The organism is Pseudomonas sp. KBS0707 (assembly GCF_005937945.2).
Lineage (GTDB): Bacteria > Pseudomonadota > Gammaproteobacteria > Pseudomonadales > Pseudomonadaceae > Aquipseudomonas > Aquipseudomonas amygdali.
Genome location: NZ_CP041754.1, coordinates 2572105 through 2595387, shown reverse-complemented (window position 1 = coordinate 2595387; position 23283 = coordinate 2572105). Strand labels below are relative to the sequence as shown.

Annotated in this window: 19 protein-coding genes and 2 pseudogenes; 12 read left to right on the top strand and 9 right to left on the bottom strand. The window is 58.1% G+C overall.

From position 1 onward, the window contains the following. Positions 1-56: 56 nt before the first annotated feature. Both FFH21_RS12275 and FFH21_RS12270 read left to right on the top strand, forming a co-directional pair. On the top strand, positions 57-1160 hold the full coding sequence (locus FFH21_RS12275; protein WP_004665003.1) for an IS5-like element ISPsy19 family transposase: 1104 nt from the start codon (positions 57-59) through the stop codon (positions 1158-1160). Between the two features lie 389 nt (positions 1161-1549). Then, the gene (locus tag FFH21_RS12270) at positions 1550-2242 is read left to right on the top strand and encodes a hypothetical protein (protein WP_002553325.1); all 693 of its coding nucleotides are present in this window, start codon (positions 1550-1552) and stop codon (positions 2240-2242) included. Positions 2243-2348: 106 nt separating this feature from the next. Here the strand turns inward: FFH21_RS12270 and FFH21_RS12265 are convergent, their stop codons facing one another. Further along, positions 2349-3536: an MFS transporter gene (locus FFH21_RS12265; RefSeq protein ID WP_011168491.1), complete on the bottom strand. Its 1188-nt coding sequence runs from the start codon at positions 3534-3536 to the stop codon at positions 2349-2351. A gap of 110 nt (positions 3537-3646) precedes the next feature. Here FFH21_RS12265 and FFH21_RS12260 point away from each other — a divergent pair, with 110 nt between their 5' ends. Further along, positions 3647-4273: a TetR/AcrR family transcriptional regulator gene (locus FFH21_RS12260; protein WP_011168490.1), complete on the top strand. Its 627-nt coding sequence runs from the start codon at positions 3647-3649 to the stop codon at positions 4271-4273. A 101-nt stretch (positions 4274-4374) separates the two neighbouring features. After that, positions 4375-6226, top strand: a pseudogene (locus tag FFH21_RS12255) (ABC transporter ATP-binding protein). Between the two features lie 92 nt (positions 6227-6318). Here the strand turns inward: FFH21_RS12255 and FFH21_RS12250 are convergent. After that, positions 6319-7287, bottom strand: a complete 969-nt coding sequence (locus FFH21_RS12250) for an ABC transporter substrate-binding protein (RefSeq protein WP_005745113.1) — start codon at positions 7285-7287, stop codon at positions 6319-6321. 87 nt (positions 7288-7374) lie between these two features. Next, complete coding sequence (locus tag FFH21_RS12245) at positions 7375-8193, bottom strand: phytanoyl-CoA dioxygenase family protein (protein ID WP_011168488.1); 819 nt, start codon at positions 8191-8193, stop codon at positions 7375-7377. Positions 8194-8301: 108 nt separating this feature from the next. Between FFH21_RS12245 and FFH21_RS12240 the strand changes: the two genes are divergently transcribed. Both FFH21_RS12240 and FFH21_RS12235 read left to right on the top strand, forming a co-directional pair. Continuing rightward, positions 8302-9210 carry a LysR family transcriptional regulator gene (locus tag FFH21_RS12240; RefSeq protein ID WP_011168487.1) on the top strand — a complete coding sequence of 303 codons (909 nt, stop codon included), beginning with the start codon at positions 8302-8304 and terminating at the stop codon, positions 9208-9210. Positions 9211-9308: 98 nt separating this feature from the next. After that, positions 9309-10181 carry a LysR family transcriptional regulator gene (locus FFH21_RS12235; protein WP_019741987.1) on the top strand — a complete coding sequence of 291 codons (873 nt, stop codon included), beginning with the start codon at positions 9309-9311 and terminating at the stop codon, positions 10179-10181. Positions 10182-10235: 54 nt separating this feature from the next. On the opposite strand, the gene FFH21_RS12230 is transcribed toward FFH21_RS12235, so the two are convergent. The 4 genes from FFH21_RS12230 to FFH21_RS12215 all read right to left on the bottom strand — a co-directional run bounded on the left by FFH21_RS12230 (position 10236) and on the right by FFH21_RS12215 (position 12905). Further along, positions 10236-10661 (bottom strand): VOC family protein, encoded by a 426-nt coding sequence (locus tag FFH21_RS12230; protein ID WP_003364399.1) that lies wholly within the window; start codon positions 10659-10661, stop codon positions 10236-10238. A 177-nt stretch (positions 10662-10838) separates the two neighbouring features. Further along, the gene (locus FFH21_RS12225; protein WP_011168485.1) at positions 10839-11378 is read right to left on the bottom strand and encodes a nickel transporter; all 540 of its coding nucleotides are present in this window, start codon (positions 11376-11378) and stop codon (positions 10839-10841) included. 7 nt (positions 11379-11385) lie between these two features. Next, complete coding sequence (locus FFH21_RS12220; RefSeq protein ID WP_011168484.1) at positions 11386-11679, bottom strand: metal-sensing transcriptional repressor; 294 nt, start codon at positions 11677-11679, stop codon at positions 11386-11388. A gap of 113 nt (positions 11680-11792) precedes the next feature. Beyond that, positions 11793-12905 (bottom strand): NADH:flavin oxidoreductase, encoded by a 1113-nt coding sequence (locus FFH21_RS12215; protein ID WP_011168483.1) that lies wholly within the window; start codon positions 12903-12905, stop codon positions 11793-11795. Between the two features lie 139 nt (positions 12906-13044). Here FFH21_RS12215 and FFH21_RS12210 point away from each other — a divergent pair, with 139 nt between their 5' ends. Further along, on the top strand, positions 13045-13947 hold the full coding sequence (locus FFH21_RS12210) for a LysR family transcriptional regulator (protein ID WP_011168482.1): 903 nt from the start codon (positions 13045-13047) through the stop codon (positions 13945-13947). Positions 13948-14015: 68 nt separating this feature from the next. On the opposite strand, the gene FFH21_RS30840 is transcribed toward FFH21_RS12210, so the two are convergent. Next, a complete protein-coding gene (locus tag FFH21_RS30840; protein WP_041924530.1) occupies positions 14016-14855 on the bottom strand; it encodes a type III effector in 840 nt (279 codons plus the stop codon). 1149 nt (positions 14856-16004) lie between these two features. On the opposite strand from FFH21_RS30840, the gene FFH21_RS12195 reads away from it, so the two are divergent. Genes FFH21_RS12195 through FFH21_RS12180 form a run of 4 tightly spaced genes read left to right on the top strand, consistent with a single transcriptional unit; the run spans position 16005 to position 21163 of the window. Next, positions 16005-17636: an ABC transporter substrate-binding protein gene (locus FFH21_RS12195; RefSeq protein WP_011168481.1), complete on the top strand. Its 1632-nt coding sequence runs from the start codon at positions 16005-16007 to the stop codon at positions 17634-17636. Beyond that, the gene (locus FFH21_RS12190) at positions 17633-18583 is read left to right on the top strand and encodes an ABC transporter permease (RefSeq protein WP_005759270.1); all 951 of its coding nucleotides are present in this window, start codon (positions 17633-17635) and stop codon (positions 18581-18583) included. The genes FFH21_RS12195 and FFH21_RS12190 overlap by 4 nt, the downstream gene beginning before the upstream one ends. Before the next feature lie 4 nt (positions 18584-18587). Continuing rightward, the gene (locus FFH21_RS12185) at positions 18588-19520 is read left to right on the top strand and encodes an ABC transporter permease (RefSeq protein ID WP_005745125.1); all 933 of its coding nucleotides are present in this window, start codon (positions 18588-18590) and stop codon (positions 19518-19520) included. Further along, a complete protein-coding gene (locus FFH21_RS12180; protein ID WP_011168480.1) occupies positions 19517-21163 on the top strand; it encodes an ABC transporter ATP-binding protein in 1647 nt (548 codons plus the stop codon). The genes FFH21_RS12185 and FFH21_RS12180 overlap by 4 nt, the downstream gene beginning before the upstream one ends. 26 nt (positions 21164-21189) lie before the next feature. On the opposite strand, the pseudogene FFH21_RS12175 reads toward FFH21_RS12180, so the two are convergent. Then, positions 21190-21997 (bottom strand): annotated as a pseudogene (locus tag FFH21_RS12175) (transposase). Positions 21998-22125: 128 nt separating this feature from the next. Between FFH21_RS12175 and FFH21_RS12170 the strand changes: the two are divergent. After that, positions 22126-23106, top strand: a complete 981-nt coding sequence (locus FFH21_RS12170) for an IS5-like element ISPsy2 family transposase (protein WP_004665467.1) — start codon at positions 22126-22128, stop codon at positions 23104-23106. Positions 23107-23283 lie beyond the last annotated feature (177 nt).

The window sequence follows — 23283 nt, the reverse complement described above, 5'->3', positions numbered from 1 at the left end:
GGGTGTAGACAAAATAAATTAAACTTTCACTCCCTTGTCTGAATAGCCCTCAAGCCATGCCTAAAACCGGACGTCCTCGCTCGATTGCCGCCGAGCACTATCCCGTGCTGGTGAAACTCGCTCATGCACAGCCCTATTCCAGCCAGGCCGAATTGGCGCTCGTATTCTTCGCCGAAACCGGTATCACTGCGCATCCCGACACCTTTGCAAAAGCGTTGAAAATGGCAGGGATTACGCGTGTAAAGCAGCGGGCCAAGGGAAGTTTTCAGTCACCTGAACCTAATAAAGCCTATGGCTACAATGAAACCCACCGCCGCCAACTGCCGGAGCAGCTATATCCGAGTTGCTTGACAGATACCGAGTGGGCACTGGTCGCCGACCTGTTTGAAAGCCAGGGCGGACGAGGAGTGCCACCGCTTCACTCTCGGCGCACGTTGCTGGAAGCCTGTTGCTATGTCGTACGCACGGGGTGCTCATGGCGAATGCTACCCCGCGATTTTCCTCATTGGGACAATGTCTACAAAACGTTCCGCCGGTGGAGCGCTCAAGGCAAGTTCGAGCAAATGCATGATCGCTTGCGAGCTCAATGGCGTGAGCGGGAAGAACGCGCTGACAGCCCGTCAGCAGCGATCCTGGATTCACAGTCGACCCGCAGTTCTCCTCAAGGCGGTGACAGCGGCTACGACGCAGGCAAAAAAGTGAAGGGGCGTAAACGAAGTCTGATTGTCGATACATTGGGCCTGCTGCTGGCTGTCAGTATCAGTGCTGCAAGCGTGCAGGATCGTGACGCGGCGGATGATGCGGTGGCGTACTCGAAGGAAAAATATCCGTCACTGAGCACGCTTTTTGTTGATAGTGCGTACGCAGGAAAATGGGCACAGCGCACCCATCAACTGCACGCTATCGATGTTCAAGTGATCCGTGGCCCGAATAACAGAAGAACAGGGCAATGGCACTCTGAACAAGGCGATCTATTTTCCGTGGAGCCTGTTCAGACTGGATTTGTGGTCATGCCCAAGCGATGGGTAGTGGAGCGAACTCATGCCTGGAATGAGAGAGCTCGGCGACTGATCATGCATCATGATTGCCTTTTTGCGGTAAGCGAGGCATGGGTTTGGTTGGCCGAGGCTCGAATACTCGCGCGCCGACTCACTACATGATTTTGTCTACACCCTCTTAACGCCTCGTTAGTACAAAAGCGGGAGTGAACACGATTCCCCGAGGATCGAGACCGGCAAATGCTGCCAACCCATCAGATAGCCTGATCGCGATACTGCATATGCGCAAAACCATTTCGCCTTTCGCGCATCCGGCTCCGTGTCAAAGGAGCCCAAGGACCTGACTGAGGGTAAAAAAGTGTGCAATTGCGTGTCCCAGAGTCAGCCAATCACCACAAGCCCAATAATGTCGCTGAAGGTGCCAAGTCACACCTCCTGGCTAATGACCCGTGACATCCTCGCGTTGCTCCACTAAATTACGCCCCCCGAAACGCCCTGAGCCTTTCGCGCCTCACATCTGAAATGCCTCAAACCTGAAATAGTGAAATTCAATGCCTGATTCCCAGACCAACGAAGCCCTGACCTCCTCCAAGCTGGAATACGAAAGCGCAATTGGTCTTTCCCAGCACGTGCCGCAGGCCAAGACCATCAGCGAGATGGTGCTTGATGCGTTCCAGACCGCCAAGGAAAGCGAAGAAATCCGTGAGCTGCGTGCAGCCATTCGCCTGGCGCAGGATGAGCACGATGACGACAAAGCTTACGAACTGATGGGCCAACTGAAGCGCCTCAAGGATGCCGAAGCAGCAGACAGCGCAGCACTGGCTGATCTTGGCACGCAGTTCCCGATCAGCCGTATCCTGTCCAGCTACAAGAATGATCCGGCGTTTCAGGAGCTGGTATATGGCCTGGCGCTCAAGGTGCTGAACCAGACGCATCAGGCGATCAGCAACCCCAATACCGCCAAGAGCAAAACGACGCGTGCCCGCAAGGAAGCCGAGGTCTACACCATCAGCAAGGATGGCCAGAGTGTCAGCCTGCCGTTGCGCACCCCGCGTTCCAACCTTAATGTCGACCGCGAAGCTCTCGAGTTCCTTGGTTTCACCTTTGTCGGCGAAGGCGACACCGCCGAACTGCAGGAAACAACCTTCGTCGACAATGAAGGCAGCGAACTGCCGGTGACCCGTAAAAACATCGTCACCGCCCTGCAACAGGGCAAGGCATTCAACGCTTACAGCATTGCGTAATGACGATCGGCCGGCGATGCGATAACGCCATGGCGCTCGCCTCGCCGACGACCATGTGTTGAGCGAAGAGCAAGTCCAGTGGTTGTCTCCAGCCACTGGCACCGATTTACTCCATCAGCCGATCGCCTCTCGCAAAACCATGAGCCCGCGCACGCAGCGCAATAACCAGGCTCAGCACTAACAATGCAAACAAGACCCACGTAAACGAGCTCACGCCCCACTGCCCAAGCAACACACCGCCCAGTAGCCCACCGCCTGCAATAGCGCTGTTCCAGACAACGACATTCATCGAAAGCGCCACATCAGCGCCCTCACCTGCCGAGTCGGCGAGCGCGGTTTGCAGAAGCGTGGCGGCCCCCCCAAAGGTCAGGCCCCAGATAAATACGCCTACATAGATGGCCAGGGCCGAGCCAGAAAACAGGCCCAGGAACACCGAAACCGCCGCAAAGCTCGCGAGGCTGGCCAGCACGGTCTTGCGTAAATGACGATCAACCAGCCGTCCCGTTACCCAGATGCCTGCCAGCGCGGCGACACCAAATGTCAGCAATACCAAATCAACGTCACTCGCCAACCCGGCCTCGGAAACAAACGGCGCGACGTAGGTATAAAGAATGTTGTGAGCCAGCATCCAAGTGAAGACCACTCCCAGTACCGAGCGTACGCCTGGGGTGAAAAAGACCTGACGCAATGCCATGCGCTGTGAAGCGGACTGGCCAGGGTAATCCGGCACTTTGATCAGCACCCAGATGACCAACAGCAGGGTCATTCCGGACATCAACCCGAATGCCATGCGCCAGCCCATCAACCCGCCCAGCCAGGTTCCCAGAGGCACGCCCAATGACAACGCGATGGGCGTTCCTACCATCGCGACCGCCAGCGCGCGGCCCTGCAATTGCGGGACGACCATACGTCGTGCGTAACCCGCGATAAGGCTCCAGGCCAGCCCCGCAGAGACGCCAGCGAAAAACCTCGCGATCAGGGTCAGCCAGTAGCTGGAAGACAGCGCAGTGACGGAATTGAATATCAGGAAGCCGACAATCGTCAGCAACAAGACTGTTCGGCGGCGCCAGCTCTGCGTAGCGATGGTCAGCGGAATGGCTGCCAACAGTGAGCCCAACGCATAAACAGTCACCATTTGCCCTGCAAACGATGCCGAGACTCCCAGGCCACTGCCGATCTCTGGCAGCAAACCCGCGGGCAACGTCTCAGTCACGATGCAAATGAACCCTGTCATCGCCAGCGCCAGCAATGCCCCGAGCGGAAGTTTTTCGCGCTGTCTCTCGTCTGTCGTCATTCGAATCTCTCCACTAATATACTGATCGATACAAATATAGGCAGAGCTCGCCAGGTAGTCAACGACTTATGTATCGACTAGTATTTAAATAACTCTGGAGGAGACTCGACATGGCACAGATGGGACGTCCGCGCACGTTTGACCGTGACGTGGCAATCAATCAGGCGCTGCATTTGTTCTGGGAGCATGGATACGATGCGACATCCTTGAGCCAATTGAAGGCGAACATAGGCGGAGGCATTACCGCGCCAAGCTTTTACGCCGCTTTTGGCTCGAAACAGGCGCTGTTCAATGAGGTGATGGAGCGCTACCTCAACACCCACGGCCGGGTTACCGACAGCCTGTTTGACAACACTCTGCCGCCCAGGGAGGCGATTGAACTTACCCTTCGCCGGTCCGCAAAAATGCAGTGCGAGCCCGATCATCCCAAGGGATGCCTGGTGGCGTTAGGCCTGATGAGCGCTTGCACGGAAGAGAGCAAGGCTATTTCCGCACCGCTCGCAAAAGCCCGGAACCTGAATCGTGCGGGTATCGTTGCCTGCATCCACCGCGCCGTTGCCGCAGGGGAGCTGCCCGCGACGGTGATACCGGAGACCCTCGCTGCTGCGTTCGACAGTTTTCTTCTGGGCTTGTCTACACTGGCTCGCGACGGTGTTCCATATGCCACACTGGATGCTGCAGTCACTCAAATGATGGGACTGTGGGATAGCCTGCGTAGTGTTGCCGACGACCAATGACCCGTAAGCTCAGAAACCTCTGCATTCCCTGGTAATGCCTCGACGCATTGTGCACAGGCGTCCAATGCCAGAATCTTCACTAAATCCTTTCGGAGACCACCATGCTTCGCGCGTTTGAAAAATGGCTCGACCCCTTCCCGCCCGACGAAGTGCCGCCGCCTCCTGACGGTCTGGTGCGGTTTCTCTGGGCCTGCACACGGGGGGCTCGTGGCTATATCCTGGCGCTTGCGCTATTGAGTGCCGGCGTATCGATTTACGAAGCGTGGCTGTTTTCTTTCCTCGGACAGGTTGGACCTGCTGTCGGCGTGGAAGGCCGGCGACGCGACGGCCATGCAGGAAAGTAGCGTGCTGTGGGGCATCGGTCTGGTATTGCTGACCAGCATCGGGCTGGTGGCGTTGCGTACGATGGTGCAGCACCAGGTATTGGCGATCAACCTGCCATTGCGGCTGCGCTGGGATTTCCATCGGTTGATGTTGCGCCAAAGCCTTTCTTTTTTCTCCGATGAATTCTCTGGCCGTGTCACCACCAAGGTGATGCAGACGGCCCTGTCGGTGCGTGAGGTGCTGTTCACCCTCATCGAAATCGCACCCGGAATCGGGGTGTACTTCATCGCGATTATTGCATTGGCCGGCGGCTTCGACCTGAAGCTGATGCTGCCTTTCATTGCCTGGATCGCCCTGTTCGGTCTGGCCATGCTGTATTTCGTGCCTCGCCTGGGCAAAGTCGGACAGGAGCAGGCTAACGCGCGCTCATCGATGACCGGGCGTATCTCGGATGCCTACACCAACATCACCACGGTGAAGCTGTTCTCCCACTCCAAACGCGAGGCGCACTTCGCACGTGCTGCAATGGAGGACTTCAAGCTCACCGGCTTTCGCCAGATGCGCCTGGTCAGCCAGTTCGAGATCGTCAATCAGGTATTGGTCGTTGCGTTGATCATGGGTGCAGGTGGTTATGCCCTGTGGCTGTGGCACCAGGGTCAGGTTGGCACCGGTGCCGTTGCAGCGATTACCGCCATGGCGTTGCGCGTCAATGGCATGTCGCACTGGATCATGTGGCAAATGACCTCGCTGTTCGAGAACATTGGCACCGTACAGGACGGTATGGAAACCTTGACCCGCGGCCCCAAGGTTCAGGATGCGCCGGATGCAGCCGCCCTGGTCACCACGGGTGGTGCGGTAACCTTTGATAATGTGAGTTTCAATTACAACGGTGAACGTCAGGTGCTCGATGCCCTGAACCTGACCATTCGGCCGGGTGAAAAAATCGGCCTGGTGGGTCGCTCCGGCGCCGGTAAGTCCACACTCATCAACCTGCTGTTGCGCTTCTATGACGTGGACGAAGGAGCGATCAGCATCGACGGGCAAAATATTGCGCATGTCACTCAAGACAGCCTGCGTAGCGCCATCGGCATGGTCACTCAGGACACGTCCCTGCTGCACCGTTCCATTCGCGACAACATCGCCTATGGCCGTCCCGACGCGACTGATGCGCAAATCCACAGCGCGGCGGCCAGTGCCCAGGCCGATGGGTTCATCAGCCAACTGAGCGACAAGCAAGGCAATAGCGGCTACGACACTCTGGTGGGTGAGCGTGGCATCAAGCTGTCGGGCGGCCAGCGTCAACGTGTCGCGATTGCCCGGGTGATGCTCAAGAACGCGCCGATCCTGCTGCTGGACGAGGCCACCAGCGCGCTGGACTCGGAAGTCGAAGTGGCAATCCAGGAAAGCCTCGATGAAATGATGCAGGGCAAGACCGTGATCGCCATCGCCCACCGTCTGTCCACGATTGCCGCCATGGACCGGCTGATTGTCATGGACGATGGCCGCATCATCGAACAAGGCACTCACGCCGAACTGCTGGGCAGAAACGGTACCTATGCGCGGCTGTGGCAGCACCAGAGCGGCGGATTTCTCGGGGAGGATCAGGGTGTGGCCGATATCATCGATTAGGCAGACTGACCAATAGCCCGGCCAGGTCGCTGGTGGCGTACGCAAGCACTCCAGCGGCGATAAGAGAAAGGGCATCCATGCCCTTTCTTGCCTTAAAGCGTTGCTTCGATCTTTTTGGCAGCCGCGTCACTGACCCAGGTGTGCCAGATTTCCGGGTGCTCCTTGAAGAATATCTTCGCCAGCTTGGGTGAATCGATACGCTCTTTGCTCATGCGGGCCAGGTTCTGGTTTAACAGGTCGATCGGCAGATTGACCTTTTCCAGAACGGCTACCAATTCCGGCGCCTGCTCGTGAAAGACATTGGAAAGCCCTACCTGAATGCTGATTTTCTTATCGACGCCCGGCTTTTCTTCCAGCTTCAACAGATCGACTTGTCCCATTAACGGCGTCGGCGACCAGTAGTAGAAAAGAATGGGCTCGCCCCGCTTGTAGCTCGACAAAACGGCAGCATCCAACGCCGGGCCTGTACCTGGGCGGAAGTTGGTATAACTGGCTTCCAGGCCATAGCTCTTAAGCATCTCGCTGTTTTCCAACTCGCAGGTCCAACCCGCCGGGCAATTGTAGAAACGGCCTTTGTCCGGTTCTTCCGGGTCCTTGAAGAGCGCCACGTACTGGGTCAGGTCGGCGATCTTCTTCAGATCGGGAGCCTTGGGCTTGAGGTTGCGTTTGGCATCGCCTTCGACCAGATAACGTGGCACATACCAACCTTCGGTGGCCCCGATAATCGGTGCCCCCACACCGACTACCTTCCCACTGGCCGCCGCCTTGTTCCAGACCTCGCTTCGCCCGATCCACTCCTCCGCCAGTACCTGAATGTCGTTATTGCTCAAGGCGCTTTCCATGGTGATGGAGTTGCCCGGCAATGTATCGATCGCACAGCCATAGCCGTCCTTGAGCAATATCTGCAGTATGTCGGTGAGCAACATGCCGCTTTCCCAATTGAGCCCGGCAAATTTGACCGGTTTACCCGACTCGCACCAACCGGCGGCCTGGCTTGCAGCACTGCCGGCAAACAACCCGAGAGCAATCAGTGTGGCGGTAAGGTTTTTTCTGATCTTCACAATCGCACGCTCCAACACAGTGAACAGGGTTATGGCAGTGCAAATGCTCGTCACATCAGTGGCGAACCTGTTTCATCTACATGAAACTCAAGCTCCTTGATGTATCGTCGGGAACCAATCTTCGCGCAGTCTCTGACCGGTCTGCATCGCATGCCCTGGATACGGTGGAGAGGTCCGTCCTGGACGCTCGAAGTAACGTATATCGTCGCCAAGCCAGCGCAGCGACAAGACACGACGGCGCTGAGCCGACGCATTGCCTCTAGCACCATGCACGGTACGGAAATCGAACAGCACCGCGTCGCCCGGCTGCATCTCCCACTCCAGTACCTGCAGGCCTTGCTCGGTATCAGTATCTGGATCCGGCGCGGCGCGGTACCCGCCAGCATCTTTGTAGAAATCGCTTTGATCGGCCCAGTGCACCGGTTTTATGCCCTTCTCCCAACGGTGTGAGCCGGCAAGCAGCCGCAGCGTCGACTCGCGCACCGGGTCCACGGGGATCCAGAAGCTCACGTTCTGGATACCTTCGACAAAATAGTAAGGGATGTCCTGGTGCCATGGCGTGGCCTTCTGCGCGCCGGGTTCCTTGACCAGAACATGATCATGAAAAAACTGTGCCGATCTGGAGCGCATCACGGCAGCCGCGACAGACGCTGCCGGTGAATCCTCGACCATGGCGCGAAACTCTGGAATCCGCTGCCAGTTGCAATAGTCGTCGAAAAAGCCGCCCGGTTTGTCATCCTTCTCGACGTAACGGCTGGCGTAAGCACCCGGCTCGGCGAGGTTACGCTCGATTCCGTCGGCAATGGTGCCGATCCAGTCGCGGAAAACGCCGCGCAGGCAAATTGCGCCATCGCGCTGAAAGGCCTCAATGTCTTCTGTCGTGAGGGCAAACGAATGTTGTGTCATGGCCTGAAACTCCCTCGAAGAAGAATAAATGTGGGCAAGGGGCAAATATTTCATGACACTCAGCGAAGATAAAATAATATGTATTGATTTATCACCCAAGAAATTCTTATGAAGTTCAGTCTGCGACAACTCCGTTATGCGCTCGCTGCCGCCAAACACAGCAATCTCACGTTGGCGGCCGAAGAGCTGCATGTTTCCCAACCGTCAATTTCAACGGCGATTACCGAACTCGAGCAGCTTTTTGGTCAGCCGCTGTTTGTTCGTCAACGCGGACTGGGCGTATCGCTTACGCCTTTCGGGCGCACAGTGATGGCACAGGCCAAGCGGGTTCTGGCCGAAGCCCGGACGTTTTCAGACATGGGCAGCGACAACAACGACTTTTCCGGAGAGCTGGTACTGGGTTGTTACGAGGACCTGGCACCCTATTGCCTGCCGCAGATCCTCAGGCGCCTGCAACAGGAACATCCGCGAGTGAGGGTCGACATGCGCGAAGGCGGCTTCGACTATCTGGGCAAGCGCCTCGCCGAAGGTACTCTGGAGCTGGCGCTGACCTACGACCTGGGGCTGCCGGCAAACATGGCGTGTATCGAGTTGCGTCAACTGACTGCCTATGCCCTGCTGGCGGCTGATCACCCATTGGCAAACGAGCCCGATGTCAGTCTGCACGCACTCAGTGAAGGCAATCTGGTAGTTACTGATCAGGTCCACAGCTGGCAGCACGTGCTGGACCTGTTCAACATGCATGGACTGTCGCCTCAAAGCCTCCAGCGCACCCACAGCTTCGAGTTTCAGCGCAGCCTCGTCGCCAACGGATTCGGTGTATCCCTGACCTATACCAGGCCCTTCGGCGACCGCAGCTACGACGGTCAGCCCTTGGTGTGTCGCCCTATACGCGAAACGCTGCCCACCCAGCGCATCGTACTGGCCTACGATCAGCGCTACCCGTTAACGCCGCCCGCCGAAGCATTCAAAAACCAGGCCGTTGCCTGGTTCCAGGAAAGAGTACCTTTTGTCTGAGGCAGCGCCCGGGCGCCTATGACGCTGAAGCGGCGACAACCCGCCAACAACAAAATAAACAAATGCATTTTTAGCAAAAATACAATTATTCTTTGCCCATGATCAAAGAACTGAAAACGTTTATCGCCGTGGCAAGAGAAGGCACGTTCGCTGCGGCGGGCAGCAAGATCGGGCTCACCCAGGCCGCTGTCAGTGCGCAGATGCAGCGCCTTGAAGCTGAACTGGGCGTCGAGCTGTTCGACCGAAAAGGACGTTCAGCCCAGCTCAACCGCATGGGGCAGCAGGTGTTGTTACAAGGTCAGGATCTGGTGCGCCAGTTCAGCAGCCTTGGCACTACGACAGTAGGGCTACCCGCGAGCGTGCTGGTGACCATCGGCGCAATTGCCTCTGTACAACGCTCCTTTCTGCCGGAAGCGCTGGCTCGGTTTCATCAGCAATTCTCCGCGTGCAGGACGCGCGTCATTCCCGGCCTGTCCATGGACCTGGTCAATCAGGTGGACGCTGGCGAGATCGACATGGCAGCGATCATCCGCCCGCCCTTCTCACTGCAAAGCGACTTGCGCTGGACAACGCTGGTCCGTGAACCCTATCGCCTTATCGTGCCTGCTGACATGCAGGGGGATGACTGGGCCGAACTGATTTCGGCTCATCCATTCATTCGTTACGATCGATCGTCATTTGGTGGCCGACAGGTCGATAGGTTCCTGCGCCAGACCCATGTCTCGCTGCGCGAAGTCTGCGAGCTCGATGAACTGGATGCGATTATGAAACTGGTCGCCAACGGCGTCGGCGTCGCATTGGTTCCGGAAACGGCAACCCTGCAGAGATGGCACGCCGGTGTGCGCTCTATCGACTTGACAGAGCATACGTTCCATCGCGATATCGGGCTGGTACATCGCGCTCGCCGCAGCCTGACCGAACCGGTAACCGCGCTGGTCCAACTGATCAACGAACACGCTCTGACTCGTTAGCGCTGCGCCCGCTCTAGCAGGCCTGGCGCAACATAGTGTGCGCCAGGCTTTTTACTATTTTGCGAACAGCTGACTCATGTCTTTGAACGCCTTGAACTCAAGCGCATTACCGCAGGGATCGAACAGGAACATGGTGGCCTGCTCACCCACCTGCCCCTTGAATCGAATGTAGGGTTCGATGACGAACTCGGTGCCGAAGGATTTCAAGCGCTCGGCCAGAGCTTCCCACTGAGCCCATTCCAGAATGATGCCGAAGTGCGGAACCGGAACGTCGTGACCGTCTACCGGGTTGCTGTGCACACTCTCTTGAGAGGCGGTTTTCGGGTGTTCATGAATCACCAACTGGTGTCCGTAGAAATCGAAGTCGACCCACTGATCGCTGGAGCGCCCTTCGGAAAGACCGAACACCTCACCGTAGAAGGCACGTGTCGCGGCCAGATCATAAACCGGGATTGCAAGGTGGAAAGGAGAAAGACTCATCAGGACTCCGATTGCAGCTCTTGGTGGCGTGTGAGCCTGACAGCGTGCTCGCTGTCCGGCGACTTATTCAAGTTCCACTCATGCTAAGGCCGGGCGATACCAATAAAAATCAATATATATTTTAAAGATGCACAAATTATTTTTGTGATAGCGGCCACGCTCAAGCACCGGGCCAGCTCACGAATGCAGGCTGATCCAGCCGTTGACCCCTACATACATCCCAACACAAATAATCAGGACGCTGAACAGGTAAGGTGCGCGTCGAGCAGCTGCACTGAGCCAGGGATTCGAGGCTTTTCGCGCACCGATGGCGGCGGCAGCGCCAACGGTGACCAGCGTGACGGCGAGACCCAGGCTAAAACAGATCACCATCATCGCGCCCAGTGTGACCTGCATCACCTGCAGGCACAGCAGCAACACGGTGATGGCTGCTGGGCAAGGGATAAGCCCCCCGGTCAAGCCGAACATCAGGATCTGGCCCAGATACATCCCGCCGATTGCCACCAGCCAGACGACGGCGGTGTGCGAAACGGTAGCGGCGACGCCGAGCATCACGGCCTGTTTCACAGAGCCACGAATGGCCACAATGAACGCCGCCATCATGGTTTTTGAATGCCCGGGCTCCAGCCCGTGCAACGCTACCAGCAGAATGGCACTGGGGAAATACAGCCAGGCGTGCGAACCGCCTTGCTGCAACAGCTCGACGAAGTTGGGCATGTGAGACCTAGAGGTATTTGGTGATTTGCTTGAAGGCTTCCAGTGGTGCGCGCTCGCCCCTGGCAGGTGAACCGAGCGTGTTTTCAAGGCAGTGATCGATATGATCCTGAATCAACGTACGCTTGGCCTGGCACACCGCTTTCTCGACCGCGTGCAGCTGCTGGGCGATATCCACACACTCGCGCCCTTCTTCGATCATGGTGATGATGCTGCGCAAATGACCGCCGGCCCGTTTCAGGCGCTTTATAACAGCTGTGTGGGACAGGTGCGTATGGCCGTGGGGGTGGTCGTGTTCACTCATGGCTTGAGCTCTGGCCTGGACAATTCAGACCGGCACTCTATCCCCCCAGGGAGGATAGAGTCAAAGGTAATGCAGGATTGGAACCGGAAGCGAGCCCACCTATGAAAACCTGTTCAATTCATCCCGTTGAATGCCAGCTCGCTGTCCTTGATGTTGGCAATCGGCCCGAGAATGGCTGGATCGAAGTCGCGGAGTGGCTCGCCCTGACGCAACAGCTGTGGCAGGTCCGGATTGGCCAGCGCGCCCTTGCCCACCGCGATGATGTCCGCCCCCTGATGAAGCACCTGGTCGGCTTTTTGCGGATCGTGCAGGCCGCCATTGGCGATCAGCGCAACGCCTGGCGCGTAGCGTCGGGCCAGTTCGACCAGGCTGGCTTTACCCTGGGCAAAGGCCGGCTGCCATGCTTCGTGTTCGGTTACATGGATGTAATCGACGCCGGCATCGGCCAGCGTAGCGAAAATGATCTCGGCATCGCGCTCGCCCCCCGCCCATTTATGTTGAAAGTCGTTGACCTTGCCTTGTGAAAGACGCACACCCACCGGTGCCTGCCCGGCGACCTTTTTCACCGAGGCGATGACCTCAAGCGTCAGCCGCAGACGCTGTACGACCTCACCGCCCCATTGATCGGTGCGTTGATTGCTGTAATCGGTCAGAAACTGATCGAGCAGGTAGCCGTTCGCCCCATGTATCTCGACACCGTCAAAGCCTGCAGTGCCAATCGCCAGTTGCGCCGCGTGGGCGAACCCGTCAATGACCTCGGCAATATCCTTGTCAGTCATCGCCCGAGGAATCCGGTAGCTGCCCGCGCCGTAATAGAACGCCATCTGTTCGCCCTTGGGACGAATGGCCGAAGGACCCGCCGACTCGCTGACGAAGCGATTGGCCTGGCTGAGTGCGCCTGCGTGCATGAGCTGCGCAATCATGACACTGCCATGCCGGTGCACAGCATTGGTCGTGGCACGCCATGCCTGAGCCTGCTCGTCATCGGTGAGCCCGGGCTGGAAGCGGTAGCCTTGGGAAGAACTGCGATCTGTATAGTTGCCCTCGGTGATGATCAGGCCAAAACCACCCTTGGCGAACCGCTCGTAATAGCGCGTCATGTTCTGCGTTGCACTGCCCTGCTCGTCCGCGCTCACGCGTGTCATGGGTGCCACCGCAAACCTGTTCTTAAGTTTGAAATGACTCATGTCGAACGGGGCTGTAACGTGTTTGTTTATCTCGCTCATACTTCAAACCCTCACTGTGCAGATCGCCTGCGAATTGCCCGCAGTCATGGACAGAACCTGTAGCAACGGTAAGGGCTGGCGAAGACCATTGGAACCCGGCCGTGCAGATAAGGCGCTTTAACGAAAATGGATAGAATCCGTGCAAATATCTGATATAGAGGTGTTCGCCGCCATTGCTTCCAGCAGAAGCCTGTCGGAAGCGGCGCGTCGACTCGGGTTGTCACCGATGGCAATCTCCAGACGTCTGGCTGCGCTGGAAAACGACCTGGGCGTCAGGCTGTTTCACCGTACAACCCGCTCGGTATCACTGACGCCAGAGGGCGAAGTTTTTCTGCCTCATGCCAAAACCATACTGGAAGCAAGCGAGGCCGCCCGCACCACGCTGAAGGCTGATGCAGGCTCTGCCAGTGGCGTTTTGCGGGTTACGGCACCGAGTGTGTTTGGTCAGACAGTCATCATGCCGCTGCTGCCCGCATTGATGCTGGAAAACCCGGCACTGAGTATCGACCTGACGCTGTCGGACAGCATTGTCGACATCGCCGGACTGGGAATCGATGTCGCCATCCGGATTGCCACGATACGCGACTCGGCACTGGTGGCCAGGTCGCTGGCGCCCAACCCACGGGTGGTGTGTGTAAGCCCAGACTACCTGGCGAGGCACGGCAAACCAACGCTACTGGAGGAACTCAGACACCACCCGTGCATTGCCTTGCACGCAATGCCCTGGTGGCCGTTCACAAGAAACGGCGAGCCCATCACCATTCGCGCTCAGGGCCCCTTCTCTGCCAACAGCGTCGAGGCCGTGCGCACGGCATGTAAACAAGGTATGGGACTGGCCATGCTGACCTATTGGGATGTCCGACAGGAAATCAACGAAGGCAGCCTTCAGCAGGTGGACTTCGAAGATGCAATGCCCGAACAGCTGTCTGTCACGGCAGTGCTGCCAACACGCCAGCGCGTTCCTCACAGGGTGCGCCTGTTCATTGACCGCCTTGAAGCAGCGCTCAAGAGCAAGGCAGGCGCGGCGGGAGTCACCTTGTAAACGAACGAACCGGCATCAAGCCGGTTCGCAAACCATCCACTGCAATCAGACCTACAGGGGCTGCGTGATCAGGGCACGATTCTAAACGCGTAGTTAGCGATGGTTCTGGCGTCAAGCGGTTGTCTGTTCATCGGATGCTCAGGCTTGCCTGCGAGGAATTGGGCAAGTTTTTTCATATCCATGAACGCCAGCTCCTTATTTCCCTGCTGACTGTAAAGCTCCGACGTGTCCGTCGGATTCCCCGCCAGGCCGATCACCTGCCGATCAGGATTTTCCAGCGACAATGGTTCACCAAAAAGGCAATGGGTCGCATCGTCCGGGTGATGGTGTGCCGCGTCCATGAAGGGCGGATTTTGGGATTCAGCAACGGCCTTGGAGACCGTACGCAGTTGATTGAATTGTGAGGTTATAGGGTCCCGGGCTGCGCGGATATCGTCCACAACTGCCGGCCGGGCCGCCGGATCGGTTATAAAGGCTGCAACAACCCTCCTTACCCCAACCCCCGGGTTCAGGTTAAGCAAGCGCATTCCGTAAGCCACATTATTTTCATAATCCTCCCGCTCCGGAATTACCCGCAATGCGCTGGAACGCGCGCCATCTGGTCGCCTGGAGGCAGCTGGAGGATGCATCGGAACGGCTGGGCGAGGCGGAGCACTAACGGGACGTGGCCCAAGCACGCGGTGCAGCGCAACACTCAAATCCATCAGCGGGCTTTCCACAAGGCTCTCAGCCGTGTCAACACTTGAGGGAATGCCCACGCTCTGCAACGCGTACGCTATATCCAAGGGGATCGGTTGGTGCCGCAATAGATGTCTTTCAAGCGCCGTGCGCAGGTCTTCCAGATTGACCCCTTGTTGAACCAATCCCTGCAAGGCTGCGGCGGCCTGGTTATTGCCACGATTACGCATCGCAGCCCTGTCGGGGCGTATGGGTACCTGATTGACGCGTGGCGGGCTTCTGTCTACCGGTGTCTGAGAGGTCGATGCGTTTGACGAACGTCTCTGATCAGGCGTCATCAGCCGGGCGAACCGACCAAATAATGAACGCTGGCTGCTACTCGATGATGATTGCGTAGGGGTGGGTGCCGCCGGGGACCGCGTCGGTGTCCTTGCTGGAGTTGACGCTGCCTGTTGGCGATCCGCTCTACGGAGCGCATCACGGAGCTCGATAGCGAGCTCTGAATGGGGGTTGATTCCAGTCGCAATCATGTTAGGGAAATGCTCGCGCAAAATGCTCTGTTCGGCTCTAGAAAGAGCCATCTCTTCGCCTCTTATGATATTGCGCAGCGTGGTACGAGTATGGGCAAGATCAGCGCCCGCGCTGACCAATTGCTGAACGATGCTATGTAGCGTGTGCCATCACCCCTGCGTGCTGCGGCCTGGGTCTTGTCTCAGCAGGTGCATGCGGCGCTGCGGCATCGGCAGACCCATGCGGTCTGCTACGCACTTCAGCCTCCGCCGTTGGCGGCATGCCCTGCTCCAGCCACTCCCTGGTTTCGCGCGACAGCGGTCTGGATCGCAAAAGCCTCTCACGCCGATCTCGCGCCTGCGAAGCGGAAGCCTCTGACGGGGGCGGCGGCACCTGCGGACTGTTCGAAGAGTTGGCGCCGCTGCTGGATTCGCGTGCGCGCCCTGATGCAGGCTCGTGGTCTGAGTGCCCGGCAATATAAGCGCCCGATGGTCCCCGCTCTATTGATCCCCACCATATGCTGATCCTCCGAGGTTTTCTGGCTGCGGGCTGACTCACCCGCAAAATCAGCAATGTGTGGCGATCGGGAAAGAACAGGTTCCACCCCGCTTCTCCCTGGAATCGCTGCGAACCTGCACAGCAGACATTAACCAGGCACCATAAAATACATATAAAGCATAATAAATTATCAAATAAATCATAAAAACCTATATTAGCTTATAAGAAAAAATACTTTTACAGCCTCCTTACATAAGAATACGGTCTTAAAACCAGCCTGATCGCTGCGCTCGACTTGAAGAGGACTTTTCCATGCACCGCACTCAACCTTCGACTTTCGCCTACAGATTCGTATATCGGAGGACAGCGCGATGACCGTGCGCCCTCTTCTTGCACGCCTGTTATTCGCCGTCATTACTGCCCTCACCCTGCTCGGCTGCTCGCCCTCTGGCCAAGAATGCCAGGCAAGCAAGGCGCTCAAAGTCGCTTTCTTCAGAGACAACACCACGCTGGTCAGCCTTGATCCGTTCCAGGTGTATTGGCTGGAGCACCGCGTGGTGCTGCGTAATGTCGCCGAGTCGCTGACCGATCAGAACCCACAGACCGGCACTATCATTCCCTGGCTGGCAGAACGCTGGGACGTCAGTGAAAACGCGCTGGAGTACACCTTCCACTTGCGCAAGGATGTGACGTTCAGCAATGGCACGCGCTTCGACGCACAGGCCGTGAAGACCGCCTACGACAGCAATAAAGCGTTTGCCGCGCAATTGCCTGCAACCTTTGGCGCGACCTACCTGAAGGGTTACGACCACGCCGAAGTCGTCGACGATTTCACTGTCAAACTGGTGCTGGCCACGCCAAATGCGGGCTTTCTGCAAGCCACCTCAACCACCAACCTCGCCATTCTTGCCCCGGAGTCCTACACACTCAGCGTCAAGGAACGCTCGCTGGGTGCAATCATCGGCACCGGGCCATTCGTGCTGGAGCGCTACACCCCTGAAAGGGGTTTGCGCCTGATCAAACGCAAGGGCTATGCCTGGCCATCGGCCAATGCGCAGAACAGGGGCGAGGCGCATCTGGATGCGGTCGAGATCAGTTACGTTCCGGAAGAGAGCGTGCGCAATGGCCAGTTCGTTCAAGGCCAGGTCGATATCCTCTGGCCACGCAACCCGTTTTCCGAAGTGGACCTGAACCTGTTCAAATCCAGGGGCGCGACTATCCAGAGCCGCTCGCTGCCAGGGCCGGCCCTGAACATGTACCCCAACACGCGCGGCAATCGCATCCTCGCTGACCGCAATGTGCGTCTGGCGCTACAAAAAGCCATCGACCGCAAGACCTACGCCGCCACTGTCTACAACCCGCAATTTCCGGTGGTGTCGGGTATCTACGACGTTACCACGCCGTTTTACAAGAATCAGGCCGACAGACTGGCCTATGACCCTCAGGGTGCAGAGCGTTTGCTCGACGAAGCCGGCTGGCAGAAGAACGCCGACGGCTATCGGTACAAGGACGGCAAACGACTGAAGCTGGCCTACAACCTGTCCCCCCCTGAAACCGCTGGTGATGTGCTGATTCAGGATCAGCTGCGCAAAGTGGGTATCGAGCTCAAGCTCAACGTGGTGACCACCGCCGAATGGGCAGCTGCCAATGCGGCAGGCAATTATGACCTGACGTCCACCTACATGACCCGCGCCGACCCGATCATCCTGCAGACCATCATCGACCCGCGTAGCGCCAACAGTTCGACATTGGCGACCAACCTTTACGCGCCGCAAACACTGCCCAAAGCCCTGGAACTTTTTGACGCCGGGCTGACCGCCACGCGCAGCGAACAACGCGCAAAAGCCTATGGCGACCTGCAGGACTTGCTGATCGATGAAGGTTCGGCATTTCCGGTCTACGAGCGGGTCTGGCAAGCCGCCACGGCGAAAAACGTGCGTAACTTCCACTGGACGGCGGAAGGCTTTGCGCTGTTCAACGACATCGAGATCGCCACGCCATGAGCCGTTATATCCTCAGCCGGATCGCCCAGGCGCTGCTGGTACTCTGGGGTGCTTACAGCATCACCTACTTCATTCTGTATCTGCTGCCCGGCGATACCTTGTCGATCATGCTCAGCGCCTCGGGTGTCGAAATCGACTCCCTGTCCGCGCAGGACCTGGCGCAAGCCAAGCTCTATTACGGGCTGGACCGAGGCGTCTTCGAGCAATATGTCGACCTGCTGTGGGGCGCTGTTCAGGGTGACTTCGGCAATTCGCTGACACTCAATCGTCCGGTTTCAGAACTGCTGGTCGAACGTTTGCCGCAAACCCTGAGCCTGGCGGGGCTGGCCATTGTTCTGTCGCTGATCGGTGGCGTCGGGCTGGCTTATCTCACTGCCTACGTGCGCTGGCAGCCGTTGAAGGTCGTTTTGTCCCGGCTGCCGTCGCTGGGTTTTTCAGTGCCGGTATTCTGGATGGGCCTGTTGTTCATTCAGCTGTTCGCATTCAGCCTTGGCTGGTTTCCAGCAACCGGCAATCAGGGTTTTTCCAGCTTGATATTGCCCGCTGTCACACTGGCGATCCCCAGTGCTGCAGTGTACGCGCAGGTTTTACAACGCGGCTTTCAGGGCGTCTGGAAAGAACCCTACATCATTACCGCCTACGCCAAGGGCCTCACTCGCGCCCAGGTTCAGGCCCGCCATGCGTTCAAGAACGCTGCCTTACCGCTGTTGACGCTGATCGGTCTGCAAGTGGGCAACACCGTGTCCGGTGCCGTGCTGGTGGAAACCATTTTCGCCCGCTCCGGGGTCGGTCGTCTTGCCCAGGAGGCCGTGCTGCGCCAGGACATTCCGGTGGTGCTGGCCATTGTTGCGGTCTCGGCAGCTGCGTTCGTCGTGGTCAATCTGATCGTTGACCTGCTGTACCCCGCGCTGGATCCGCGCATCGCCCACACGCCAAAGGTCTCCTGACGCCATGACTATCTTCGACAACCGCCTTGCGCGCCTGACCCGCCTTGTTGATTCCAGTCAAAGCCTTTCCGGCAAAACCGCCCCCGCCGCGCAATGGCGGCGGCGTAGCAACCTGAGTCGCGCCGTAGAGGCCGCCAAGCCCCTGCTGCGTCGTCCGGGGTTTCTGCTCGCGGTGGCAATGGTCGCCTTTGCATTACTGGCCGCGCTGGCACCCAACCTGCTGAGCAGCTACGCGCCTTACGCCACCTCGCCCAGCGACAAGCTCACCGCGCCAAATGCCGCGCACTGGTTCGGCACCGACGAACTGGGCCGTGATCTCTACACCCGCGTGGTACACGGATCGAGCCTTTCGGTACAAGCCGCATTGCTGGCGGTGGGCATCGCCATGGCCGGTGGCCTGAGCCTGGGGGTGATTTCCGGTTTTGCGGGCGGGCGCATCGATGCAGTGATCATGCGCCTGATCGATGTATTGCTGGCCCTGCCCGGCCTGTTACTGGCGCTGGCGATTGTCACCGCCATCGGTTTCGGCACCATTCCGGTGGCCATCGCGGTGGGTGTAGGGATCATCCCCGGCTTCGCCCGCACCACCCGTGCCGAGGTGCTGCGGGTCAAGACCCTGCCTTACGTCGAAGCGGCGCGTCTGGGCGGTGCCAGTTGGACCCGAACCCTGCTGCGCCACATTCTGCCCAACGCTTGGGGCCCGGTGGCGGTGCTTGCCACACTGGATTTCGGTGCAGCGATTCTGGCGACTGCCGGGCTGAGTTTCCTCGGCTTCGGTGCCGAACCACCGGCTGCCGAATGGGGCACGCTGATCGCCAACGGTCGTCACTTCCTGATGACCGCGCCCTGGGTGTCGCTGTTGCCGGGCCTGTTCGTGGTCGGCGTGGTGTTCAGCTTCAACCATATCGCCCGCACTCTGGAAGAGACTCAACGATGACCGATACCGCTCAACTGATCGACATTCGTCATCTGAGTGTCGCCTACCGCTTCGACGGCCAGACCAACCAGGCCGTGCGCGGCGTCTCGTTTCAGGTGGCCAGGGGCGAAACCGTGGCGATTGTCGGCGAATCCGGCTCCGGCAAGTCGACCCTGGCCAACGCCATACTCGGCCTGTTGCCAGACAACGCGACCATCACAGGCGGCGAGCTGCACGTCGATGGTCACGGCCTGAGCCACGCTTGCGAGCGAGAAAAACGTCGGGTTCGCGGCAGCGTGATCGGTCTGGTGCCGCAAGACCCGATGGTCGGCCTCAACCCTACCCTGCGCATCGGCCGGCAAATTGCCGAAGCACTGATTCAGGCCCACGGCCGACGTTACCCGGCGGTGGATGCCGATGTGCTGGAGTTGCTGCAACAGGTCGGTCTGGACAAGCCGGTATTGCGCGCCCGCCAGTACCCGCACGAGCTATCCGGTGGCATGCGCCAGCGCGTGCTGATCGCCATCGCGTTGGCGGGCAATCCTCGCCTGATCATCGCCGATGAGCCCACCAGCGCTCTGGACGTGACAGTGCAGCGCAAGATCCTTGATCACCTGCAACGCCTGGTGGCCGAGCGCGGCATTTCCCTGCTGATCATTACCCACGATCTCGGCGTGGCTGCCGATCGTGCTGACCGTGTGCTAGTGATGAACAAGGGCGAGCTGGTCGAACAAGGCCCTCCGCAACAGATACTCATCGCGCCTCGCCATGCCTATACCCGCGCACTGATCGCCGCAGCACCGGCTTTCGGCCAGCGCAAGAGCCCGGCAACAGTGCGACCGGTCGCGAGCAGCGACACACCTCTGCTGACCCTGAGCAACATCGGCAAAACCTATCGCCTGCCCTACGTGAAAGGCGAAGACGCCGACTTCCAGGCGCTGCAAGACGTCAACTTCAAGGTGTATCCCGGCCAGACCCTGGCCATCGTCGGCGAGTCCGGCTCTGGTAAAAGTACTGCGTTGCGCATCGCACTGGGTCTGGAAAAACCCACCCACGGACGAGTGCAGCTGGACGGCCAGGATGTCACCGACCTGGGCTGGCGCGAGTTCAGACCGCTACGGCGACGCATCCAGTTGGTCCAGCAAAACCCGTTCGCGGCCCTTGATCCACGCTTCACGCTATTTGAGAGCATCGTCGAACCACTGGTCTCGTTCGGCCTGCTCAAAGGCCGCGAACTGGAACAGGCCGCACGCCAGTTGATCGAGCGAGTGCACTTGCCCGTAGCGTACCTGGACCGGCTGCCCCGTGAGCTTTCCGGTGGACAGCGTCAGCGCGTAGCGATTGCCAGAGCGCTGGCCCTGCAACCGGATCTGCTACTGCTCGATGAGCCGGTTTCGGCGCTGGACGTATCGGTGCAGGCGCAGATTCTCGACTTGCTGGTCGAACTGCAATCTGAATCCGGAATCGCCTACGTATTGGTGTCCCACGACCTGGCAGTCGTCGCCAGCGTTGCCCACCAGGTTCTGGTGCTCAAGCAGGGCAAGACCATTGAACAAGGTCCGGCCAGCGACGTTTTCGAACGGCCTGAAGCCACCTACACGCAAGAATTGATTGCCGCGATACCTGGCCGTCGCGCTGAACTGCAGGTCGCCGCGCAGCAGTAATCGTCCCTAAGAGGGTGTAGACAAAATCATGTAGTGAGTCGGCGCGCGAGTATTCGAGCCTCGGCCAACCAAACCCATGCCTCGCTTACCGCAAAAAGGCGATCATGATGCATGATCAGTCGCCGAGCTCTCTCATTCCAGGCATGAGTTCGCTCCACTACCCATCGCTTGGGCATGACCACAAATCCAGTCTGAACAGGCTCCACGGAAAATAGATCGCCTTGTTCAGAGTGCCATTGCCCTGTTCTTCTGTTATTCGGGCCACGGATCACTTGAACATCGATAGCGTGCAGTTGATGGGTGCGCTGTGCCCATTTTCCTGCGTACGCACTATCAACAAAAAGCGTGCTCAGTGACGGATATTTTTCCTTCGAGTACGCCACCGCATCATCCGCCGCGTCACGATCCTGCACGCTTGCAGCACTGATACTGACAGCCAGCAGCAGGCCCAATGTATCGACAATCAGACTTCGTTTACGCCCCTTCACTTTTTTGCCCGCGTCGTAGCCGCTGTCACCGCCTTGAGGAGAACTGCGGGTCGACTGTGAATCCAGGATCGCTGCTGACGGGCTGTCAGCGCGTTCTTTCATTGTAGCCATAGGCTTTATTAGGTTCAGGTGACTGAAAACTTCCCTTGGCCCGCTGCTTTACACGCGTAATCCCTGCCATTTTCAACGCTTTTGCAAAGGTGTCGGGATGCGCAGTGATACCGGTTTCGGCGAAGAATACGAGCGCCAATTCGGCCTGGCTGGAATAGGGCTGTGCATGAGCGAGTTTCACCAGCACGGGATAGTGCTCGGCGGCAATCGAGCGAGGACGTCCGGTTTTAGGCATGGCTTGAGGGCTATTCAGACAAGGGAGTGAAAGTTTAATTTATTTTGTCTACACCCTCTAAGGAAACTCTGAAAAAGACTTCCTAATTTGGCAAAATCTCCGGACACCAGTCGCCGAGCTTTTCGATGATGAAACAGATGACCTTCGCCGACGCCGAGTATGCCGGCAAGCGCAAGCAGACCCGTAAGGAATTGTTCCTGATCGAGATGGATCAGGTGGTGCCCTGGAAAGGTTTGATTGCCCTGATTGAGCCCTATTATCCAAAAGGAGAAGGTGGCCGGCCCGCCTACCCACTGATGGCGATGCTGCGTGTTCATCTGATGCAGAACTGGTTCGGCTACAGCGATCCGGCGATGGAAGAAGCGCTGTATGAGACGACCATCCTGCGTCAGTTTTCAGGCCTGAGCCTGGAGCGCATTCCAGACGAAACCACGATTCTCAACTTCCGTCATCTGCTGGAAAAGCACGAGTTGGCGACCGGGATTCTCGGCGTAATTAATGGTTATCTGGGCGACCGTGGCTTGTCGTTGCGTCAAGGCACCATCGTCGATGCCACGCTGATCCACGCGCCCAGTTCGACCAAGAACAAGGATGGCAAACGCGATCCTGAGATGCATCAAACCAAGAAAGGTAACCAGTACTATTTCGGCGCCAAGGCTCACATCGGCGCCGACGACGAGTCAGGCCTGGTGCACAGCGTGGTAGTAACAGCGGCCAATGTGGCAGACGTCACGCAGGTTGCCAAACTGCTACACGGCGAGGAAAACGTAGTCTGCGCCGACGCAGGTTACACCGGGGTTGAGAAGCGCGAAGAACATGCTGGGCGCAAGGTCATTTGGCAGATTGCCGCCCGCCGCAGCACTTACAAAAAGCACGGAAAACGCAGTGTTTTGTACAAGGCGATCCGCAAAATCGAGAAGGCCAAGGCTCAGGTTCGCGCCAAGGTCGAGCATCCGTTTCGGGTCATCAAACGCCAGTTTGGCTATGAAAAAGTGCGCTTTCGGGGCTTGGCCAAGAACACCGCGCAGATGGTGACGTTGTTCGCCCTGTCAAACCTGTGGATGGCCCGCCGACATTTGTTGGCGAGCGCAGGAGAGGTGCGCGTGTAATGCAGGAAATGGTTACCGCAAAAGGCTTTGCAGCGGCCGAAAGAGCTGAAAAGCGAAGATAATTGAGCAAATTTCGACATGCATCGTTTTTTGAAAAGTGCTGAGGACTCGGTAGCCGGAAAACATCCGGCTACTTCAGACCTTCCCTAACCGCTCCATAAACCCTCCTAGACAAAG

What these genes read in the sequence shown, in the direction of transcription:
- FFH21_RS12225 (WP_011168485.1), bottom strand. Translation starts at nt 11,378, where the DNA reads ATGCCCAACTTCGTCGAGCTGTTGCAGCAAGGCGGTTCGCACGCCTGG.
- FFH21_RS12185 (WP_005745125.1), top strand. Translation starts at nt 18,588, where the DNA reads ATGACTATCTTCGACAACCGCCTTGCGCGCCTGACCCGCCTTGTTGAT.
- FFH21_RS12245 (WP_011168488.1), bottom strand. Translation starts at nt 8,193, where the DNA reads ATGACACAACATTCGTTTGCCCTCACGACAGAAGACATTGAGGCCTTT.
- FFH21_RS12265 (WP_011168491.1), bottom strand. Translation starts at nt 3,536, where the DNA reads ATGACGACAGACGAGAGACAGCGCGAAAAACTTCCGCTCGGGGCATTG.
- FFH21_RS12180 (WP_011168480.1), top strand. Translation starts at nt 19,517, where the DNA reads ATGACCGATACCGCTCAACTGATCGACATTCGTCATCTGAGTGTCGCC.
- FFH21_RS12240 (WP_011168487.1), top strand. Translation starts at nt 8,302, where the DNA reads ATGAAGTTCAGTCTGCGACAACTCCGTTATGCGCTCGCTGCCGCCAAA.
- FFH21_RS12270 (WP_002553325.1), top strand. Translation starts at nt 1,550, where the DNA reads ATGCCTGATTCCCAGACCAACGAAGCCCTGACCTCCTCCAAGCTGGAA.
- FFH21_RS12195 (WP_011168481.1), top strand. Translation starts at nt 16,005, where the DNA reads ATGACCGTGCGCCCTCTTCTTGCACGCCTGTTATTCGCCGTCATTACT.
- FFH21_RS12215 (WP_011168483.1), bottom strand. Translation starts at nt 12,905, where the DNA reads ATGAGCGAGATAAACAAACACGTTACAGCCCCGTTCGACATGAGTCAT.
- FFH21_RS12220 (WP_011168484.1), bottom strand. Translation starts at nt 11,679, where the DNA reads ATGAGTGAACACGACCACCCCCACGGCCATACGCACCTGTCCCACACA.
- FFH21_RS12275 (WP_004665003.1), top strand. Translation starts at nt 57, where the DNA reads ATGCCTAAAACCGGACGTCCTCGCTCGATTGCCGCCGAGCACTATCCC.
- FFH21_RS12170 (WP_004665467.1), top strand. Translation starts at nt 22,126, where the DNA reads ATGAAACAGATGACCTTCGCCGACGCCGAGTATGCCGGCAAGCGCAAG.
- FFH21_RS12260 (WP_011168490.1), top strand. Translation starts at nt 3,647, where the DNA reads ATGGCACAGATGGGACGTCCGCGCACGTTTGACCGTGACGTGGCAATC.
- FFH21_RS12235 (WP_019741987.1), top strand. Translation starts at nt 9,309, where the DNA reads ATGATCAAAGAACTGAAAACGTTTATCGCCGTGGCAAGAGAAGGCACG.
- FFH21_RS12190 (WP_005759270.1), top strand. Translation starts at nt 17,633, where the DNA reads ATGAGCCGTTATATCCTCAGCCGGATCGCCCAGGCGCTGCTGGTACTC.
- FFH21_RS12230 (WP_003364399.1), bottom strand. Translation starts at nt 10,661, where the DNA reads ATGAGTCTTTCTCCTTTCCACCTTGCAATCCCGGTTTATGATCTGGCC.
- FFH21_RS30840 (WP_041924530.1), bottom strand. Translation starts at nt 14,855, where the DNA reads ATGCGTAATCGTGGCAATAACCAGGCCGCCGCAGCCTTGCAGGGATTG.